This is a genomic window from Gemmata palustris (assembly GCF_017939745.1).
GTDB classification, from domain to species: domain Bacteria; phylum Planctomycetota; class Planctomycetia; order Gemmatales; family Gemmataceae; genus Gemmata; species Gemmata palustris.
Genome location: NZ_JAGKQQ010000001.1, coordinates 5,354,425 through 5,372,923, shown reverse-complemented (window position 1 = coordinate 5,372,923; position 18,499 = coordinate 5,354,425). Strand labels below are relative to the sequence as shown.

Here is an 18,499-nt window from a genome sequence, read left to right as displayed (position 1 = left end):
GCAAAACCATGATTGGTTTGGTCTTCGCCCCGGAGGGGCCGTCGTTCGTAGCACAGGGCGCCCGCCCTGTGTTCTTGGTTTCTTCCAATCGTAAGCTATGTTTCCAGACGGCAACACGTGTAAACCTCGGGCATGGAGTTCACCGTGACCGCAGCCGCGGTATTCGATCAGGTGGTAAAGACGTACCCCACGGGGCTCCTGGGGCGCGGGGGCGTGCCCGCGGTGCGGGGCGTGTCGCTCACCGTGCCCGCCGGGCGCGTGTTCGGGCTGCTCGGCCCGAACCGGGCCGGCAAAACGACCCTCGTGAAGTTGCTCCTGTCGCTCGTGCGCCCCACCTCGGGCACGATCGCCCGGCTCGGCGCGCCGATCGCCGACCGGGGCACGCTCGGGCGCATCGGGTACATGCACGAGAACCACGCGTTCCCGCGCTACCTCTCCGCGTCCGAGTTGCTCACGTTCTACGGCGGGCTGTCCGGCGTACCGTCCGAGGCACTACCCGCCCGAACCACAGCGCTACTTGAGCGGGTGGGCCTCGCGGACCGCAAGAGCGAGCCGATCGCGCGATTCAGCAAGGGCATGGTTCAGCGCCTGGGCCTCGCGCAAGCTCTGTTTAACGACCCGGACCTGCTCATCCTCGACGAACCCACCGAGGGCCTGGACCTGTCCGGCCGGCAACTGCTCCGACAAGTGGTGCGCGAGCGGAAGAGCGCGGGGAAGACGGTGCTGATGGTGTCGCACGTGCTCCCCGAAGTGCAAGAGCTGTGCGATTCCGCCGCGGTACTGGTCGCCGGGCAGATCGTGTTCGACGGAACGCTCCCGGACCTGTTGCGCGACCCGAAGTCCGGCGCGCCGCGGAACCTCGAAACCGCCCTCCAACGCCTGTACCAGTCGGAGGCCGCATGAACGCGCTGCCCGCGACCATTCGCACCGTCCGCTGGATGGTGCGCGACACGTTCCGCCAGTCCCTCGCGTCCCGGCTGTTCTGGGTGATGCTCGGGCTCACCGTGCTCTGCACGTTCTTCGCGATGAGTGTGACGGTGACCGGCGCCGAGGAGCGCGAGCGCCACCCCGCCGAACTGCCACTGCGCATGCCGAAGGGGGAGGGCGCGGAGGGCATTGATGAGCCGCACGGGACCGTGTCCGTCGGGTTCGGGATGGTGGAGTACCCGGTCGCCAAGAGCAAATCGGACTCGGTGCGCGAACTTCAGTTGTGGCTCGCGGGGATTCTAGCCGATACCGCGGGCGTGCTGCTCGCGCTCCTGTGGACGGCCGGGTTCCTGCCGACGTTCCTCGAACCGCACGCGGTGACGGTGTTACTCGCGAAACCGGCGCCGCGGTGGGCACTGTTGGCCGGGAAATACTTCGGTGTGGTGCTGTTCGTGGCGCTGCACGCCACTTTCTTCGTCGGTGGGACGTGGCTCGGGCTGGGCTTCGCGACCGGCGTGTGGGACGTGCGGTACTGGCTGGCGGTGCCTCTACTCGTGACGAACTTCGCGGTGTTCTATGCGTTCAGCGCGTTCCTCGCGGTGTGTACGCGGAGCACGGTCGTGAGCGTGTTCGGCACGCTGCTGTTCTGGATTCTGTGCTGGGCGATGAACTTCACGTACCTGCGCCTGACCGCGGCCCCGATTCAGGGAATCACCCCGATGGCGGCGTTCCTGGTGGACGCGGGGTACTGGGTGCTGCCGAAGCCGATGGACCTGAGCGGCATCTTCTTTGACTTAATGGATGCGGGCACGTATTCGACGCCGGTACCGGAACTGGACGCGGTGAAGCAAAAGGGCGCGTTCCGGCCCGAGTTGTCGGTACTCGCGTCGCTCGCGTTCGCGTTCGGCGTACTGTCGATCGCGGCCTACGAGTTCCGCAACATGGATTATTGATGCCGTAACCAACAGTTGCGGCTCGCTGACTTGGCGAACGGCCGGCGTGAGCCGGCTGGTGAGCGCGACCGCTCATTACGGGCAAGCTCTTATCAGCCGGCTCACGCCGGCCGTTCGCCTCATCCCGGTTCTCAGCCCACCAAGTGAGTCGGGCACCCGGCGTAAGTGTGGTTGGGCTGCAAGCGCTCGCGCTTCATCACCACGCTGTGGCCCGCCACGCGGGTGCCGTCACCGATGTGGCACCCGTAGAGCAGCACCGCCCCAATCCCCACCGACGAGTTCTTCCCGATCACGACTCGGTCGATCTTGAGCACGCGGTCCTCGAACGTATGGGCCTGGAACAAGCAACTCACGGTCGCGCCGTCCTGAAGTTCCAGCATGTCGGGGTCCACGACGAGCGCGAACACGTCCCCCACGACGACGTTCTTACCGATCTTCACTCCCAGAGCACGCAGGTAGCCGTTCAGCAGGACGGTGCCTTCAAGTGCCTGCATGGGAGCCAGCGCGAGGTAGTGCCACGCGATGTAGTTGAAGTCCCACCGGCTGCACCAGCACGACCAGAGCGTGCGCGTGCCCGGGCGCACGCGACCGAGTAAGAACCACTTCAAAGCTAGCCCGAACAGGCACAGCCCCACGAGGAAGCCCAGGTCGAGCGCCGGTACGACGCCGAACGCGAGGACCGCGAGCGAAACTTCGGGCTGAACCGCTTCCAGCACTGCGAACCACGTCGCGACGAGCAGCAGCGGCACTAAGGGAAGGGCGAACCGCAGCAGCTCCCAGAACACGCGGTTCGCGTAACGAATCCACGAAGGCTTGTGCGTCAGGCGCGCGTCGGCCTCGACGATCTCCCGCTTCGGCAACTCGAACGGCGGTTCCCCGAACCACGACGTCCCGCGCGTGATGATGCGATCGTCCGCAACGGTGCAGACCCCGAGGAGCACGCCGTCCGGGATCGTCTGACCGATCGGGATGACGGCGTAGTTACCCAGGAACACGCTGGCGCCGAGCTTCGTGCGCGCCAGGGTGACCGTCCCGCGGTGAACGTGCGGGGCGCCGAGGTAAATGCCGTCGGCGAAGAAGGTGCCCGGTCCGAGTTCGACCAACTCCGGTACGGTGTCGAAAATCGTGCTCAGTTCGGTGTCGCGTGCGATCTTCATACCCGCGCCGCGCAGCCACACGCGCCACAGCAACGTGCCGTTGAGCCAGTCGTTCGCCCAGTCCAGAATGTCCCGCTTCAGCAGCACGCGGATGTAGGTGTAGCTCCACCGGCTGACCACGCCCTCGGGGATCTTCCCGAGCGTGCGCATCGAAACACAACGCGACACGAGCAGCGCCGGAACGATGAGCACGGCCACGAGCGCGGAGAGCAAGAACTGATCGGTGTTAATCGTGGGATGCAATAACCATGCGGTCGCCGCGGCGGTATCGATCCCCTGCACCTGAGCGTACAGCAACACCGCGAGCGCAACAGGAAGGACCGCGAGCGCTGTGAACAGCAACTTCGCGCCGAGTAGTACGACGCCGTGCATTACCGGCGAAAGCTCGTGGCTCCCCTCTGTTAACTGTGCGGCCGGCGGAGCTTCGCCCGCAGGCGCGGCCGGGATCCCGGCCCAGCGCGCTCCTCGGGAAAGCACCGCTCCGGAGAGCGCGTATCCCTGAGCCGCGAGGTAACTATCCGGCTCCATGCGCGTGTTCGGCCCGAGGCCCGAGCGAATATCGAGGGTGCAGTCAGCACCGATCGAAATCGGCCCGACGATAATCTGCCCGTCTTCGAGATCAACGAGACGCAGCGTCGCGTCACGACTGATGCTCACGTTGTCGCCGATTTCGAGCAGATCCCACCCGCCGTGAACGAGCCCGACCCCGCGGCCAATGTGAACACCCCTCCCAACCTTTGCGCCGAGTGCCCGCAAGATCACGCTCACGAAAACAGTGCCGTCGAAGAACCGCCAGGGGATGAGCCGCGCGGTTTGTTGCACGATCCAGTTGCGAACGTAGAAGCTCCCCCAAATCGGTGCCCGAACCGGCTGGTACCGACCGATCAGCACTTTCTTCACCATCACTGCGAAGATCACCGAGCCGACCGCGTACAGGCAGATGCCGGCCGCGTAGAGCAGCGGCGTCGTGAGCAGGAACGGCGCCAGGCCCAAACTCGCTGTGGCATCCGGGACGATGTGGAACGCCAGCAGGTAGAGCGCGGGGCCAGTAACCATCAGTCCGAGCAACAACCACGCGGATTGCACGATCGTCGCGAACAGCGGGTTCAGCCGCTTGGCCGGTTCGGTCGGTTTGTGGGAGTTCGCGTGACCGCTTGTGTTCCGAACGCGCTGGGCCAGTCCTTCAATGGTGCGCGTCTGGTACAGATCGCGGACGGCGAGTGCGGCCGTTACCGGATCGTCGCGCAGGGCGGAAATCAGCATCGCGGCGCGGAGTGAATCGCCCCCGAAGTCGTTGAAGAAGTCGTGATCGACTGAAACGCGCTCCTTCAAATTGAACACGCGGCGAACCGCGGTCGTGATGCGCTCTTCGATCTCGTCGCGTGGGTCGGTGATGCGACCGTGCGGCTCCGGCGCATGGACTTCCAGTATCGGCAGCGCGCGCCGGTCCAATTTCCCACTCACCGCGGTCGGCAGCGCGGCCAGTAGCCCGAAGTGAGCCGGCACCATGTACTCCGGGAGCTGTTCGCGTATCGCAGCCTTCAGAGCGTCGAATGATGGCGGTGACGCGGGGTTCGTGGGGACTACGAACGCGACGATTTGCTGCTGCGGTCCCTCGCCCTGCACGCGACACGCCGCTTCGCGCACATCGGCGCGCGCAGAAAGCCGCGATTCGATCGCTTCCAATTCGATTCGGAACCCGCGGATCTTCACCTGCGTGTCGATCCGGCCGTGGCAGAAGTACGTGCCGTCGGCGGCCCGATGAACGAGGTCACCGGTGCGGTAAATGCGCCCGAGCCGCGAGTGTGTCGGGAACTTGCGGGCCGTTAGCTCGGCATCATTCAGGTACCCGCGGGCCAAACCCACACCGCTGAGACAGAGTTCGCCCGATTCGCCGGGCGCCACTTCTTCGAGGCGCTCGTTCAGCACCCACGCCTGAATGCCCGGTACGGGGCGACCAATGGTGATCGCGTCGCCGGACCGGATGATGCCGCGAAGCGCCACGACCGCGCACTCGGTCGGGCCGTAATCGTTCACGAGGCAGCGCCCGGGCGCCCACTTGTCGGCGACGTCACGCGGCAACGGCTCGCCGCCAACGTGAATGCGCTTCAGGTCCGGCAGAGCGCGTTCGGGATCTTCGCACCCGATCGTGCGCAGGAGCGTCGGCGGCGGGCTGAAGACCGTCACGCCCTCCGTTCGGAGCCAGAGGGCGAGGTCCGGCCCGAGGTGCGTCGCGTCGTCGTCCATCACAACGAGCGTGGCGCCGGCCGCGAGCGCCATCCAAATTTCTTCGACAGACGAATCGTAAGCGCACGACGAGTTCTGGGCGACGCGGTCCTCGGGTGATGCGGGGTACGTGGCGAGGTCACCGCGAACGAGGTTCACGATGGCCGCGTGCTCGATCATCACTCCCTTCGGCTTACCGGTGGTGCCCGAAGTGTAGATGAGGTACGCCAGGTTGCGGGGCGTGAGCCACGGGGCCGCGGCCAACGGCGGAACGGGATTTTCAGGTTGAGCGGCCCACGCCATCACATCGAACGCGCACCCGAGTGCGGGGGCGCACCGGCGCACCCGGCCGAGTCCGGCGGCATCCGTTAATACGGCGACGGGTTTCGCGTCACCGAGGATGGTGCCGACTTGCGCGTCCGGGAACGTGGGGTCGATGCACACGTAAGCGGCGCCGGCCTTCATCACCGCGAGTTGCGCCAAGTAAACGTGCTCTGCGTTCCGCGCCAGCAGGATCGCGACCACGCATTCGCCGGTCACGAATTCGCGTAAATACGCCGCCAGCGCGTCCGTTCGGCGGTCGAGTTCGGCGTAGGTGATGGTGCGGCGGTTCGGGCGCGCGGCGCAGGGCGGGGCGTCGATGGCGACGTTGTCCGGCCACTTGCGAGCCGCGCGCGTGAAAAACTCGTGCAGCAAACGCGGTTCGGGGCCGGTACCATCGTGTTGAGCAAATAAACCCGACTTCCGCGGTGCGGTCACACTGTGGAGCATCAAAACTTCACCATGCAAGGAATCGATCTGGGGCATCCTGTCCTGGAATCCGGTGAGTCCGTACCGCGGCCGCTGTTCCGGGGCGGGAACTTCATGGGGCGAAAATCACGAGTGCGTCAGCGGTGCGGGCGGGCATCCTTTAGGGCATGGCAGCGGGCTTGAGGTGGCGGGCGGGCTACAGCGGGAGATCTTCTTACTTAGTACATTCGTTTCACGTTGTGAAGCACGGTGGTGCGCTTCGCTGAGGTCCGAACACAAGCGCGGGGCGATTCCCAACTAACCCCACGGATACTGAAGGGTTTCGCATCGGAACGAACCGCGCGGCCCGCCATCGCGTCCGTACAACCGGAGCAATCGGTCCCTTTCAGCAAAATTGTGTTACCCACAAATATTATGCAATTTCCCCCATTGCACGAGTGGCCGACAACAGAAGAAGCCGCGGTCGCGCTCCAGAACGAACTCGCCGCCCGCGTGGACACGTCCGCGCCGGTCGGCGCCATCGAGTTGATCGCGGGGTGCGACATCGCTTACCATCTGACAGAGCCGCGATTGTTCGCCGCGGTCGTGGTGCTGAAGGCCTCCGATCTGTCGGTGGTCGAAGAATGCACGGTGACGCGCGAAGTGACTTTCCCGTATGTTCCGGGGTTGTTGTCGTTTCGTGAAATTCCTGCACTGCTTGCCGCATTCGGCGAATTGCTCCGGGCGCCTGGCGCGGTTATGCTCGATGGGCAGGGAATTGCGCACCCGCGCCGGTTCGGTCTGGCCTGCCACCTCGGATTGTGGCTCGACTTGCCGTGCGTGGGGTGTGCGAAGAGCTGGCTCGTGGGGGACCACACCGAACCCGGCCCGAACGCGGGCGAGGCCACACCACTCTCGCTCAACGGCGAAACGGTGGGCGCGGTGGTGCGGTCCGCGACCGGGGTGAAACCCGTGTTCGTGTCGCCGGGGCACAAGATCGATGTGGGCTCCGCGACCCAGTTGGTCCGCGCCACCCTGAGCGGGTACCGGCACCCCGCTCCGACGCGCGCAGCACACATGGCCGCGAACCGGCTCAGAATGGAATTTGGTGTTTAGTGTCCGGTGACCGCGGCCGACGCGCCGGGCCAGAAAACCGGACACAAAAACTAAACCCCGGCCCCCGAATCGGGGCTTGAGTCGATTCCGGCAAAGTAAGGTGAGAGCCGGGGTTGGGGCGACCGCGTGAACCGTTCGCCGGGCATCATCCGAGTAACGGGCGCGCCGGGCCGGGAACCGACCAAAGCCGTGCAACCGGGTGCGCATTTTCTTGCGAGAGGTTGCGCGCGAACGACGATACACCTGCGTAGAATGGAACGCGGCTCACTGAACGGGTGAACCGTGTCCCGGGGCTGAGGAGTCTGCCCCTACCCAGGACAAAGACCAACGGGAGCGCGGTCAGGATTCGACGGCGCGGCTCGGGGGTTTGGGCCGGCGAGGATTTGGGCGCTCCGGCGTTCCATGTGCTGCCGGCCCGGGAGAGGGTGAACCGCGTGCTGGCGCTCCGGCTCGACCGGAAGGCCGCACACCGACCGACTGCCGAACGAGCTACGCTCGCGGCGGCAGGGAGACGATATTCCAATGCGCGAGACCTCACCACGTGGCTGGCACCGCTGGCGCGTCGCCGTCGTCAAATCCGCCCCATCGGGTGCCCCCTTCGACCGGATGATGCGCCTCACGGGCGCGCCGGTCGTGGACCCCGAACCGGCTCGGAACCCCGAACCCCGGGGGCAGGACGGCATTCGCCACGACCTCGTGGCCCGCGTGCGCCAGCAGATCGCCGACGGCACCTACGACACTGAGGAGAAGTGGCTCCTCGCGGAAGAGGCACTCCTGCGCCGGATCTCGGGCTGCGCATGAACGCGCGGCGCCGACCGCGCACACGCGACGATGAAAGGCGACTCGAAACCGTTCTGGACAAGTACAAGTGCTCAAGGCCGATCTAATTCGTAGATCGGCTTTTCTTGTCGTCTTCACCTTGCCGCCCGGCGCCCGCCTATAATTACGGGTGATCGCGTGTATTGAACTATTTGGAGAGCCGTATCGTGCCACTGCCCGCTGTTGAGGTGTCGCAGACCCCCGAGAGCAAGTTTCGGGAGTACCTCGCGAGTCGGAAGAGCCCGCAGCGGTTCACCGACCAGAAGCGGGTGCTGGTCGAGCACATCTTCGCGCAGCACGAGCACTTCGACGCGGAGCAGTTAATTGAGAACCTGAAGAACGCGAAGAAGCGCGTGAGCCGGGCGACCGTGTACCGCACCCTTTCTTCGCTCGTGGACGCGGGGCTCTTGCGCCGGATCGAACTCGGCTCGCGCACCGTGTTCGACCACGACTACGGCTACCCCGCACACGATCACCTCGTGTGTGAGAAGTGCGGCTCGATGACCGAATTCCAGAGCGAAGAGCTGGAATCGCTGCTCGAGAAGGTTTCCGCGCTGAACCAGTTCCGGGCGGAGGGCCACACCCTCGTGGTCCGCGGCGTCTGCGGCGCGTGCAACGCAGCGCGTGCCGCCCGCCCCCGGTTGGTGATGTAAGTCGCTTCACGCCGCCCGGACTAACAGCAGGGACGCGACCGCGTGGCGATCCCTGTCGCTGGCATCATTTCTTCCCGCGCGTTCAACACTCACAGATCGTTCGGGTTCACGGCCTGATTATCGTTGCGCACGCACGCACGGATCCAGGTCGTGAGGTTGACCGAGTAGCGAATGGACCGCACGGACCCGTCGCAGAAGGCGACGTTGAAGCCGTTGACGTGTGCCGACCCGAACGCCTGCGCCGCGGTGCTCGTATCGGCCGCGTTCCTGAAGTCCGGCGCCGGCGCTGTTGCGCCCCACCGGTACACCTCCCAGTCCCCGTTCCAGCCGGGCGTGCAGTACGATTCGTTATCGTCCCGACTCAGGCCGAACGCGGCCGCGTTCATCTGCTTCTCGCCGACCAGCACCGTACAACCGGTGCCGTCGGTGATTTCGTTCAAGCGGATCGCGCCGAGCGGGGTCTGCATCACCACGCCGTTGCCCCCGCTGTCCATACTGCCCGCGCTCCCGGCGTAGTCGATCTTGGCGCTCCCGCCGATTGCCACCGGCGCCCGGCGCGACGGGCAGTGGTACGTCTTCACCGGGGTGCCGCGCACGAGCGCCGGGTCCGTGTTTTTGTGAAGGGCGTCCTGTTCGATGTACGGCAGGATGTGGTACGCCCAGCTCCAACTCGCCGCGCGCGATTGGTGCGTGGTCGCATACGGGTCGGCGCTGTCCGGGGCGGTCGCGGGGTGAACGTGCCACCCGCCGTGGGGGAACCGCCCGGCCGAACAGTGGTGACTGTGGAACGCCAGTCCGATCTGCTTGAGGTTGTTTTGGCACTTTGTCCGGGCGGCGGCCTCACGGATCTTCTGCACCGCGGGCAGCAGCAGTCCGATCAGGACCGCGATAATCATGATGACAACGAGGAGTTCGACCAGTGTGAACCCGCGTTTGTTGGGCAGGGACATCGGAACGGTTCCCGAGTCGCCAACGGGCCTGCGACTCCGGTCGCGTGGCGGTGCGTGAACCGGATGGGTGCAATCGGTGATCGGGCGGCTTGCAGCGAGTAATTGAGAAGTAAGCCCATTGGTAACAGACGTGGAATGGGCGAGTCAAGGAGAAAATGAGTAAAGCGTGAGACAAGGCCGAACTCTATCCGAAATTGTGGCCCGAGAAATTGGGCTTGAATCGTGATACCGGCGGGTCGCATAATTCAGAATGTGCCAAACGAACAAGGAGGTTCCCGGCCATGATCATTTCCGACCCGTCCGTTCTGATCCCCGAGGCCGCGACCATCGACATCTCGGAAGCCCGCTGGGCGGCCGAGTACCTCTCCCTGATGATCGAACAACTCGGCCCCGAATCGTCGGTCAGTCTCGTCCTGATGCAAGCGCGGCGCGAACTCGCGAGCCTCGCGAAAAGCCCCAGCGCCACCGTCATCGGCCCGCTGCGCATCGCGGCCTAATCGTTGTCAGAAGGGGAAATGCAGCCGATCGCCGAATTTCTCGCGGAGGATTGCTGCGAGGTGCGGAGGTAGGTCGATATCGTTCCCTTCGATGGAGAATGTCTCAATTTTGATGGGATCAACCACTTCGCTTAACCGAATGATGCTACCAAAATCATCGGTATAAGTGCCTCGATGGGCGTAGTGCTTGACACGTTTGAGTAGTGGGGACCGGACCAAAATGTTGATCTGGTCCGGTGTCAGATGTACCCCCATCAACCGGAACTCTTCCAGTTCGGGCAGGTTATCCGGTCCAGAAAACGGGGTGAGGTCGTTTAGTTCGGACTCACTCCTCAACGCGACGAGGACCAACTTCCGTAAACCGGTCCAAGTCGCGTATCGAATAGTGGACTCGATCCCGTTAGCCTCGAATGGGCCAGTTATTGTCAGCGAGCGGAGGCCCGCGAGGTGCGGCGAACGAGAAAGGGTAAGCAATCGGCGAGCAGCGCCGACCCCGCTAGACAGATCCTTCGCGAGAGATACTTCGAGTTCGACTAACCCCGCAAGGTGCGCGCAACTGGCGACGGCCCTGGCCGCTTGATCCGTCCACACTTGCAGTGCCAGCCGCTTCAATCTTGCGAGTCGCGCGTACCGCATGACCATCGCTGTGTGATCGACGAACTGGTACACAACTTCGTCATCATCTTCGCCGTCGTTGATCCACCAGCTCAGATCTTCGAGTGCCGCCAGATGTGGCGATCGAAGAACCGCGTCCAACACGGTTTGGTCGCAATCGTACAGGCTCAACGAACGGACCCCGGTGAGATAGGGGCCATCGTTCCAAAAAGTTCGGACAGGGACACGGGCACCAAGAGTTTTCACAGGAGAAACAGAAGACCAGCGCGGCAATGCACGGTGAGCAAGCCAACCACTCGACAACGCAATCGAGGGTGAATCCGGAAACCCACGGCGGAAGCCAGTTCGGAACCAACCCGCGAGTTTGGACGAGGGATCGCTCCCGAGCTGTGTTCGCACGTCGCACCCCAATGCGAAACTCCCGAAGTCGTAGGGAGCACCTGTCATCCCTCGAAGACCGGCGCGCAGAGCGAATCGGCTAAAGCGTCCGGCCGGTTCGCGTGCCGGGCGTGGGAGGCCCACCGCGGTACACACTTCGCCCCACCATTCGATCCAATGCGCCGCAAACAGCGCATATGCTCGCTGGTCCAGGTCGGCTCGCGTGTTGGAGTGCGGGTGGTGGCGCTCGGCTTCGATCTGGAGGCGGATGAACTCCGCACGCGCGGCGTTCCCGTGTTCCTGCAAGCAGTCCGCGTAGATGAGACGCGCGACGTCGTCCGAGGGATCGGCGACGATCGCGGCCAACAGTGCTTGGAGGTCGGACGTCACGCGGTCACTTCCCGTTCTCGACCTTCGCCGAACTCTGCTCGACCCGCGCCGATTCCTTCGACTCGTTGTTGTCCTTGAGGTATGCGAGTGCCTGTTCGTGCAGTTCCACGCAGTATTTGCGGATCTGGTACACATTGGTGGCCGGGACGAGGAGAGCCAGGAGGCTCTACTCGTGCTCCAGTTCCGCCAATTCGACTTCAAGAAGTAGGAGATCGGGCGGCCCACTAACCTCACTTCTTGTCTTTCACACAGCGGAACCCGAGGTGCGACATGCCGGTATCGGTGGCGGTTCCGCGGCGCGCGGCCGGGCGGTAGCTCTCGCAATAGGTGACGTGACACAGGAACGAGCCGCCGCGGGTGACGCGCTTGGGCACGAGCGGCTCGTTCGGGTCCCAGAACGTGTCGGGGCCGGTCGGGTTCGCGGTCACGCCCTTGCGCCCGGAGTAGGCGTCGGCCCGGTACCAGTCCGAGCACCACTCCCACACGTTGCCGGCCGCGTCGTACAGCCCGTACCCGTTCGCCGGGTACGATTTCACCGGCGCGGTCCGTTCCCACCCGTCGGTCTTCGTGTTCTCGTGCGGGAACGTCCCCTGCCAGATGTTCGCCCTCTTGCCGTCGGTCTCGGTGGGAGCCTCGTCGCCCCAAGCGAACCGCTTGCCGACCAACCCGCCGCGGGCGGCGTACTCCCATTCGGCCTCGGTCGGGAGGCGCTTCCCGGCCCACTTCGCGTAGGCGGTCGCGTCGTCCCACGAAACGTGAACCACGGGGTGATCGTCCTTCCCCTTAATGTCGCTCTTCGGCCCCTCCGGGTGCTCCCAGCACGCGCCGGGAACCCACTTCCACCAGCGCGCCGCGTCGGTGGTCGGAACTTTCTCGGTCGGCGGTGTGAACACCAGCGACCCCGGAACGAGTTGATCGTCCGGCGGTTTCGGCGTGCCCGGCGGGAGCTGCTTCTTCATCTCCTCCCAGTCCGGCTTCTTCTCGGCGGTGGTGACGTACTTCGCGTCCTCGACGAACGTTCGGAACTGGGCGTTGGTGACTTCCGTTTCGTCCATGTAGAACGCGGCCACCCGGACCTTGTGGGCCGGCTGCTCGTTCTTGTTCGGCGTGTCGCCCGCGGTCCCCATCTCGAACTCGCCGGCGGGGATCAGCACCATGCCCGCCGGCGCGCCGGGGCGGGTCAGTACCGTGGCCGCATACGCGCCCCCGAACGCGCCTCCCGCCAGCGCGAGGTAGAACAGCACGCGCGGCCACCGGCGCGCCGGTGCGGGCGGTGTGGTCGTTGCGGGAACTTGTTTCGCCGCGGAGCGGCGCTGACGGCTGCGCACAGACATGATGTGAACTCGTGACCAAAAGAGGCGGCCGGGGCGTGCTCCCGGCCGGCTTTATCGATCATTCTACCGTCACTTCCTACCGGTCGCGACTTCGATCTGCTTCTGGATTTCATCCGGCTTGAACGAACCGCGGCTAGACGGGTAGTTCTATCATGGCCACAGGAACTTCCCGGCTAACGGTTGCATCGGCCGCGGCTTGTAGCCCTGGAAGTGGGTCCGACCCCCACCGGACCCACCGACCGGAATTGAGGGGGCGAATCGAGTGGCGGGGATTGATTAGACGGGAAGCGAATTGCACGGGCGCAGTGTTTATTGGGCCGTCGGGTCGCCGCGGTCTTCTTTGAGTTCCTTGACTTCTTTCTTCAACTCTTGGACCTCCTGCTTGACCTCCTTCACCTCCTGCTTGACTTCCTTCAGCAGTTCCTTCGTCTGCCCGGCCAGTTCCACGTTCTGCCCGGCGAGCTCTTGTGTGCGGGTCGCGAGTTCCTTGATCTGTTCGATCATCTTCAGTACCTCCAGCAGTTCCTGAGCGTCGGCGGCCTTGGTAATGCGGTAATCGAACCCGGCTTCGGCGGCCCGCTGCACGTGCCTCGCGTCCGAAAACGCGGACAGGGCCACCAACTTTACCCCAGCCAGTGCCGGATCAGTGCGGGCCTCGCGCGCGAGCGCGTACCCGTCCATACCGGGCATTCGGATGTCCGAGATCAGGCAGTCGGGAACCCACGCGCGGGCACTGCGAAGCGCGGCACGGCCGTCGTAAGCGACCCGCACGTCGTACCGACGCAACTCCAGCAACATGGCAAGGGTGTCGGCCGCGTCGCGGTTGTCATCGACGACCAGGACGCGAACGGCGACCGGGGGTGGCAGCTCCAACTGCGGCCTCGGTGGGCGATGAGTGAGAACGGAGATCGTATCGGAACTTCGTGTTCCGCATAACCCCGACGGGCGCGAACGTGAATACGAAAATGGCGGGGTGTACCGCAGCGGGCCGTCGCCCATTCAACACGCTGCGTTCACCCCGCCGTCGCTACAATATGCGAACCGCGTGCCGAACGAGCGCGAGGTGGGGGGATCGTTTTCTCCCGAAGATGCTGCCTCATGCACTCAATTTCTCTGCTCGCTCCCGAGATCGGCTGTGTCGATTCCTTCGCCAGCCAGCATTGTGATAGAGCAAAGGGGAGGGCACAGAATATGGGTGACCGAGTTTGGCTGGTGCCGTTGGATCAGTTCGTTGCCGCGTGGAACGACGCGCAGACACTGGACGAGGCGGCGGCGCGGGTCAAGGAACTCGCACGCGGAAACGTGCCGCGGTGGGCGGTGATGGCTCGGGTGCTGGCGCTTCGGAAGGACGGCATCGCCTTGAAAGAACTCGTTCGTTCGGCCCCGTTACACACGTGAATGCCGCAGGGAATGGACAATGGACGTCTTCCGATTCATCAAACTGACGCAGAAAGCCAATGACCCGGCGCGGCGGTACACGATTGTGACGGGGCAGGGGATACGGGTCGGGGACGTGGAAGTAACTCCGCCGGCGCGCGACGCGGTCGTGCTCGATCTGGTTCTGTACCCGACGCTGTCCGACGCCGCGCGGGAGGACGCTCTAAACACCACCCGGCGGTTCTTGGACGAGTTGGCCCTCGGGTGGGGCGTTCACCTGAACGAAGGGGCCGGCGCGCGCGAAGAAGAGCAACCGGATGGGAAGTTCCGGGTCCGGCTCGAGTACCGCGCCACCTGACCGGGTCAGTACAGCTTCTGGATCGGCGGTTCGGACCGGAGAATGCTCCCGCCCTCGTCGGCCGTCACGAAGTAGCTGTTGGGGATCGCGACCTTGGTCGCGTCCTCACCAGTTACCACGTTCACCCGGTAGTGGTCGCCCCACAGCGGCAGGACGAGCACGCGCAGCAATTCGGCCGGGCGCCCGAGGGCCTTGAGCACCCCCGCCCGGATGACCTCCTCGCGCTTCCGAACTGCCGTCGTCGTCTCGGTCTGCACCGGCTCATCTTCAGGTGGCATTTGGGGCTTCGGTGTTTTGGGCATATTGTGGCTCCCGTTCGGGTGAGGGCCGTGCGCCCCGACCCGACGTTAGAATCATAGACGTTCAACGACACTCCTGGGTCCGAATAGGCAGATTCTTTGCTCGAGAACCGAGATTATGAGACGCGCGGGCGCGAGGCGGGCTCACCCGGCCGGGCGCTGGCTCGAAGGTAAACCGGGGCCGTTTCGGGAAGCGGGCGGACCGTTTTGAGGTAAAAGAGCTTGGGTAGTAGGCTCGCCGCGATTACCACGCAGGCGCCGATCCCAACTTCACAGCGCCTCGCAAGCGTGTTCGACTCCCACCGAACCCATTTATCCCCACTCAGATTCACAAACTGCAAAAGGGATGATTTTTCCGCGTGCGGTCGGGCGCGGGCCGTGGTACGCTGCGACACCTCCCCCGGATCGCCGTGCCGATGCCCTCTCCCGACCCCACTCCCGACGCCCCCCACGCGGTCGCGCGCGGCACCCGAATCAAGGTCGCCTTGCGCCTCCTCCCGCTGCTGTTCCTCCTCTACATCATCGCGTACCTCGATCGCGCCAACGTCGGCTTCGCCAAGCTCAAGATGAAGGACGACCTCGGCTTCTCCGACACCGTGTTCGGCGTCGGCGTCGCGCTGTTCTTCATCGGGTACCTGTTCCTCGAGATCCCCGGGGCGCTGCTGGTCGAGCACTGGAGCGCGCGGAAGTGGTTCGCGCGCATCCTCGTCACCTGGGGCTTCTGTTCGATGGCGATGGCGCTGGTCGAAACGCCCACGCAGTTCTACGTCGCCCGCTTCTTCCTCGGGCTCGCGGAAGCCGGGTTCTTCCCGGGCGTGATCGTCTACTTCACCCACTGGTTCCCGCGGAAGGACCGCGCGCGGGCGATGTCCGTGATGCTGCTGGGCGTGCCACTCAGCCTCGCGCTCGGGGCGCGCGTGTCCGCGGTGCTGCTCGAACAGAACTGGTTCGACATCAAGGGCTGGCAGTGGGTGTTCCTGGTCGAGGGCGCGCCGGCCGTGCTCTTGGGAGCCGTGGTGCCGTTCCTGCTCACGGACCGCCCGCGGAACGCGAAGTGGCTCACGCCGGAAGAGCGCGACTGGCTCGAAAGCACCCTGGAAGCGGAGCGCCAAGCGGCCAGTTCGACCGGGACCGTTTCGCTCAAACAGGCACTCGGGGCGCGAAACGTCTGGCTGCTCGCGCTGGCGATCCTCGCCACGAACATTGCCGGGTACGTGTTCGTTTTCTGGCTCGCGACAATGGTCGAAGGGCTGCTCGCGGCGACGGGGCGCGGGTCGGGCGCGACCAACGTGCTGAACTGGACCGGGTGCGTTTACCTGTGCGGGTTCGTCGCGGTGCTCGTGTCGGGCTGGTCTTCGGACCGCACCGGGGACCGCAAGTGGCACTGCGTCACGGGGCAGGTCGGAGCGGGCGTGACCTTCGCGCTCGCGCTCGTCCCGGGGCAACCGTGGGGCGCGGTGTTCGCGTGGCTGTGCCTGGCCGGGTTCTTCTCGATGTTCTGGTTCACGCCGTTTTGGGTGCTCCCGACCCTGACGCTCACCTCGTCGGCCGCGGCGGTGGCGATCGGTGTCATCAATATGTGTGGGAATCTCGCGGGCGCGATCGGCTCGCCCCTTTTGGGCGCGCTGCGGGACGCGGGGTTCAGCGATCAGGCTTCGATGGCGTTCGTGACGGTGTGCTTTGTCCTCGGCGCCGTGTTCGTAGCACTGGTACGGGTCGCGCCGCCCGTGGAGGAACTGGATGACTGACCAGCAGACGCAACCACCCACCGGGGAGCTGCTCCGCCTCTACCGGCAAATGCTCCTCATCCGCCGGTGCGAAGAGCAACTGGCGAAATCCCACCAGCGCGGTTTGGTTCACGGCGCGTGCCACACTTACGTCGGCCAGGAGGCGATCGCGGTCGGCGTGTGCGCGCATTTGCGGCCCGACGACGTGGTGTTCAGCACGCACCGCGGGCACGGGCACGCGCTCGCGAAGGGCGTGCCGCCGGTCCAGCTCATCGCCGAACTGTACGGGCGCGCGACGGGGTGCTCGCACGGGCGCGGCGGGAGCATGCACCTGTTCTCGCCCGAAGTGGGCATGATGGGCACAAGCGGGATCGTCGGCCCGTGCATCCTGCAGGCCGCCGGCGCCGGGTACAGTTTCCACCTGCTGAAGCGGGACACCGTCGCGGTCGCGTTCTTCGGCGACGGCGCGGTGAACAACGCGGCGTTCCACGAGGGGCTGAACCTCGCGGCCATCTGGAAACTGCCCGTCCTGTTCGTGTGCGAGAACAACCAGTTCGCGACCGAGGTGCCGTTCGCCTACGCTGCGGGGAACCCGAGCGTGGCCTCGCGCGGCGCGGCCTACGGCATCCCCGGGATCGAACTCGATGGCAACGACGTGGTCGCGATCCGCGCGGCCGCGGGCGAAGCGGTCGCCCGAGCGCGGAGCGGCGGCGGGCCGACGCTGTTCGAGTGCAAAACGTACCGCACCCGCCCGCACGCGGAGGGTATGGGCGACTACACCTATCGCACCCGCGAGGATGTGGAGAACTGGAAAGCCAAGTGCCCCATCGACCGGCTCCGCGGGGTGATTCCCGGGAGTAGCGCGGCGCTCGATGCCATCGACGCAGAGGTCCAGCGCGAAGTCGAAGTCTCCCAGCGCGAGGCCGAAGCGAGCGCGTGGCCGGACGCTTCAACGGCGACCGCGCACATCTACGCCGAAGCGCGCCGCCCGGCCCCACCTCCACCCGCGGATTCGGGGCGCGTCATCAGTTACTCGCAGGCCACGCTCGAAGCGCTCGGGTCGGAGATGGCGGCGAATCCCGGAATCTTCGTTCTGGGGGAGGGCATCGGTATTCGCGGCGGGAACTTCAAAACGACCGCGGGGCTGTACGACAAGTTCGGCCCGGAGCGCCTGCGCGACACGCCCATCTGTGAACGCGGGTTCGTCGGTTTGGGGTGCGGCGCGGCGATGACCGGCACGCGGCCGGTAATCGACTTCATGTTCGCCGACTTCGTTCTCGACGGCGTGGGCGAGATCGTGAACCAGATCGCGAAGATGCAGTACATGAGTAGCGGGCGGCTCAAGATGCCGATCCTGCTGCGCGGCTGCATCGGCATCGGGCACTCCGCCGCGACGCACCACTCCGGCAACTACTACCCGATGTACGCGCACTTCCCCGGGCTGCGCGTGGTGATCCCGTCCACGCCCTACGACGCGAAGGGGTTGCTGCACCACGCGCTCCGGTGTGACGACCCGGTGATGTTCCTCGAACCGCGCGAAATTCTGTCGCTCACGGGGCCGGTACCGGAAGCGGCTTACGAAATTCCGTTCGGCCAAGCCGCGGTCGTGAGCGCGGGGACCGATGTGACCGTGGTTGCGATCGGGCAAATGGTCCGCAAGGTGCTCAATGTGGTGGCCGATCTCGGCCGCGAAGGGATTTCGGTCGAGCTGATCGACCCGCGAACGGTCGCGCCGCTCGATACGGAGACCATCGGCGCATCGGTCGCGAAGACCGGCCGACTACTCATCGTGGACGAAGCGTTCGGGTTGTACGGCATCGGCGCGGAGATCGCCGCACAAATCGCGGACCAGTTCTTCGACGAACTCGATGCGCCCATCAAGCGCCTGAACAGTCTGCACACACCCACCCCCTACAGCCCGCCGCTCGAAGCCGCGGTGGTGCCGAACACGGACGCCATTGCGAAGGCGATTCGCGACCTCCTTGCCGAGTAAC

Annotated in this window: 17 protein-coding genes and 1 pseudogene; 10 read left to right on the top strand and 8 right to left on the bottom strand. The window is 65.1% G+C overall.

Annotation, left to right across the window (positions count from 1 at the left end; genetic code table 11):
• Nucleotides 1-144 precede the first annotated feature (144 nt).
• Together J8F10_RS22010 and J8F10_RS22005 are read left to right on the top strand one after the other, a co-directional pair.
• Nucleotides 145-903, top strand: coding sequence for an ABC transporter ATP-binding protein (locus J8F10_RS22010; RefSeq protein ID WP_210657469.1), 759 nt, complete (start codon nucleotides 145-147; stop codon nucleotides 901-903).
• A complete protein-coding gene (locus tag J8F10_RS22005; RefSeq protein ID WP_210657466.1) occupies nucleotides 900-1,880 on the top strand; it encodes an ABC transporter permease in 981 nt (326 codons plus the stop codon). The genes J8F10_RS22010 and J8F10_RS22005 overlap by 4 nt, the downstream gene beginning before the upstream one ends.
• A 131-nt stretch (nucleotides 1,881-2,011) precedes the next feature.
• Here J8F10_RS22005 and J8F10_RS22000 read toward each other — a convergent pair whose 3' ends face one another.
• Both J8F10_RS22000 and J8F10_RS41130 read right to left on the bottom strand, forming a co-directional pair.
• Nucleotides 2,012-4,750: a phosphopantetheine-binding protein gene (locus J8F10_RS22000; RefSeq protein WP_449267462.1), complete on the bottom strand. Its 2,739-nt coding sequence runs from the start codon at nucleotides 4,748-4,750 to the stop codon at nucleotides 2,012-2,014.
• Nucleotides 4,730-6,034, bottom strand: a pseudogene (locus J8F10_RS41130) (amino acid adenylation domain-containing protein); the annotation flags it as partial. The pseudogene J8F10_RS41130 and the gene J8F10_RS22000, both read right to left, overlap by 21 nt.
• A gap of 393 nt (nucleotides 6,035-6,427) precedes the next feature.
• Between J8F10_RS41130 and nfi the strand changes: the two are divergent.
• The 3 genes from nfi to J8F10_RS21985 all read left to right on the top strand — a co-directional run bounded on the left by nfi (nucleotide 6,428) and on the right by J8F10_RS21985 (nucleotide 8,580).
• Nucleotides 6,428-7,108, top strand: coding sequence for a deoxyribonuclease V (gene nfi / locus J8F10_RS21995; protein ID WP_210657462.1), 681 nt, complete (start codon nucleotides 6,428-6,430; stop codon nucleotides 7,106-7,108).
• Between the two features lie 522 nt (nucleotides 7,109-7,630).
• On the top strand, nucleotides 7,631-7,909 hold the full coding sequence (locus J8F10_RS21990) for a flagellar biosynthesis anti-sigma factor FlgM (protein WP_210657460.1): 279 nt from the start codon (nucleotides 7,631-7,633) through the stop codon (nucleotides 7,907-7,909).
• A gap of 185 nt (nucleotides 7,910-8,094) precedes the next feature.
• Nucleotides 8,095-8,580: a Fur family transcriptional regulator gene (locus J8F10_RS21985; protein ID WP_210657459.1), complete on the top strand. Its 486-nt coding sequence runs from the start codon at nucleotides 8,095-8,097 to the stop codon at nucleotides 8,578-8,580.
• Between the two features lie 89 nt (nucleotides 8,581-8,669).
• On the opposite strand, the gene J8F10_RS21980 is transcribed toward J8F10_RS21985, so the two are convergent.
• The gene (locus J8F10_RS21980) at nucleotides 8,670-9,530 is read right to left on the bottom strand and encodes a DUF1559 family PulG-like putative transporter (protein WP_210657457.1); all 861 of its coding nucleotides are present in this window, start codon (nucleotides 9,528-9,530) and stop codon (nucleotides 8,670-8,672) included.
• Between the two features lie 281 nt (nucleotides 9,531-9,811).
• Here J8F10_RS21980 and J8F10_RS21975 point away from each other — a divergent pair, with 281 nt between their 5' ends.
• Nucleotides 9,812-10,027, top strand: coding sequence for a hypothetical protein (locus tag J8F10_RS21975; protein WP_210657455.1), 216 nt, complete (start codon nucleotides 9,812-9,814; stop codon nucleotides 10,025-10,027).
• Nucleotides 10,028-10,033: 6 nt separating this feature from the next.
• Here the strand turns inward: J8F10_RS21975 and J8F10_RS21970 are convergent, their stop codons facing one another.
• The 4 genes from J8F10_RS21970 to J8F10_RS21960 form a co-directional block, all read right to left on the bottom strand.
• Nucleotides 10,034-11,386, bottom strand: coding sequence for a TIGR02996 domain-containing protein (locus tag J8F10_RS21970; RefSeq protein ID WP_210657452.1), 1,353 nt, complete (start codon nucleotides 11,384-11,386; stop codon nucleotides 10,034-10,036).
• A 28-nt stretch (nucleotides 11,387-11,414) separates the two neighbouring features.
• Nucleotides 11,415-11,543: a hypothetical protein gene (locus J8F10_RS39955; protein ID WP_261363076.1), complete on the bottom strand. Its 129-nt coding sequence runs from the start codon at nucleotides 11,541-11,543 to the stop codon at nucleotides 11,415-11,417.
• 97 nt (nucleotides 11,544-11,640) lie between these two features.
• Nucleotides 11,641-12,744 (bottom strand): formylglycine-generating enzyme family protein, encoded by a 1,104-nt coding sequence (locus tag J8F10_RS21965; protein ID WP_210657450.1) that lies wholly within the window; start codon nucleotides 12,742-12,744, stop codon nucleotides 11,641-11,643.
• Nucleotides 12,745-13,053: 309 nt separating this feature from the next.
• Nucleotides 13,054-13,617: a response regulator gene (locus tag J8F10_RS21960; protein ID WP_210657448.1), complete on the bottom strand. Its 564-nt coding sequence runs from the start codon at nucleotides 13,615-13,617 to the stop codon at nucleotides 13,054-13,056.
• A 318-nt stretch (nucleotides 13,618-13,935) separates the two neighbouring features.
• Here J8F10_RS21960 and J8F10_RS21955 point away from each other — a divergent pair, with 318 nt between their 5' ends.
• Nucleotides 13,936-14,142, top strand: a complete 207-nt coding sequence (locus tag J8F10_RS21955) for a hypothetical protein (protein WP_210657446.1) — start codon at nucleotides 13,936-13,938, stop codon at nucleotides 14,140-14,142.
• A gap of 19 nt (nucleotides 14,143-14,161) precedes the next feature.
• Nucleotides 14,162-14,479 carry a hypothetical protein gene (locus tag J8F10_RS21950; protein WP_210657444.1) on the top strand — a complete coding sequence of 106 codons (318 nt, stop codon included), beginning with the start codon at nucleotides 14,162-14,164 and terminating at the stop codon, nucleotides 14,477-14,479.
• Nucleotides 14,480-14,484: 5 nt separating this feature from the next.
• Here J8F10_RS21950 and J8F10_RS21945 read toward each other — a convergent pair whose 3' ends face one another.
• Entirely contained in the window at nucleotides 14,485-14,781 is a 297-nt protein-coding gene (locus tag J8F10_RS21945; protein ID WP_210657442.1) for a hypothetical protein, read from the bottom strand.
• 413 nt (nucleotides 14,782-15,194) lie between these two features.
• On the opposite strand from J8F10_RS21945, the gene J8F10_RS21940 reads away from it, so the two are divergent.
• Both J8F10_RS21940 and J8F10_RS21935 read left to right on the top strand, forming a co-directional pair.
• The gene (locus J8F10_RS21940) at nucleotides 15,195-16,526 is read left to right on the top strand and encodes an MFS transporter (protein ID WP_210657440.1); all 1,332 of its coding nucleotides are present in this window, start codon (nucleotides 15,195-15,197) and stop codon (nucleotides 16,524-16,526) included.
• On the top strand, nucleotides 16,519-18,498 hold the full coding sequence (locus tag J8F10_RS21935; protein WP_210657437.1) for an alpha-ketoacid dehydrogenase subunit alpha/beta: 1,980 nt from the start codon (nucleotides 16,519-16,521) through the stop codon (nucleotides 18,496-18,498). Before J8F10_RS21940 ends, J8F10_RS21935 begins: the two co-directional genes overlap by 8 nt.
• Nucleotide 18,499 lies beyond the last annotated feature (1 nt).

What these genes read in the sequence shown, in the direction of transcription:
- J8F10_RS22005 (WP_210657466.1), top strand. Translation starts at nt 900, where the DNA reads ATGAACGCGCTGCCCGCGACCATTCGCACCGTCCGCTGGATGGTGCGC.
- nfi (WP_210657462.1), top strand. Translation starts at nt 6,428, where the DNA reads ATGCAATTTCCCCCATTGCACGAGTGGCCGACAACAGAAGAAGCCGCG.
- J8F10_RS21990 (WP_210657460.1), top strand. Translation starts at nt 7,631, where the DNA reads ATGCGCGAGACCTCACCACGTGGCTGGCACCGCTGGCGCGTCGCCGTC.
- J8F10_RS21980 (WP_210657457.1), bottom strand. Translation starts at nt 9,530, where the DNA reads ATGTCCCTGCCCAACAAACGCGGGTTCACACTGGTCGAACTCCTCGTT.
- J8F10_RS21975 (WP_210657455.1), top strand. Translation starts at nt 9,812, where the DNA reads ATGATCATTTCCGACCCGTCCGTTCTGATCCCCGAGGCCGCGACCATC.
- J8F10_RS21965 (WP_210657450.1), bottom strand. Translation starts at nt 12,744, where the DNA reads ATGTCTGTGCGCAGCCGTCAGCGCCGCTCCGCGGCGAAACAAGTTCCC.
- J8F10_RS21955 (WP_210657446.1), top strand. Translation starts at nt 13,936, where the DNA reads ATGGGTGACCGAGTTTGGCTGGTGCCGTTGGATCAGTTCGTTGCCGCG.
- J8F10_RS21950 (WP_210657444.1), top strand. Translation starts at nt 14,162, where the DNA reads ATGGACGTCTTCCGATTCATCAAACTGACGCAGAAAGCCAATGACCCG.
- J8F10_RS21945 (WP_210657442.1), bottom strand. Translation starts at nt 14,781, where the DNA reads ATGCCCAAAACACCGAAGCCCCAAATGCCACCTGAAGATGAGCCGGTG.
- J8F10_RS21940 (WP_210657440.1), top strand. Translation starts at nt 15,195, where the DNA reads ATGCCCTCTCCCGACCCCACTCCCGACGCCCCCCACGCGGTCGCGCGC.
- J8F10_RS21935 (WP_210657437.1), top strand. Translation starts at nt 16,519, where the DNA reads ATGACTGACCAGCAGACGCAACCACCCACCGGGGAGCTGCTCCGCCTC.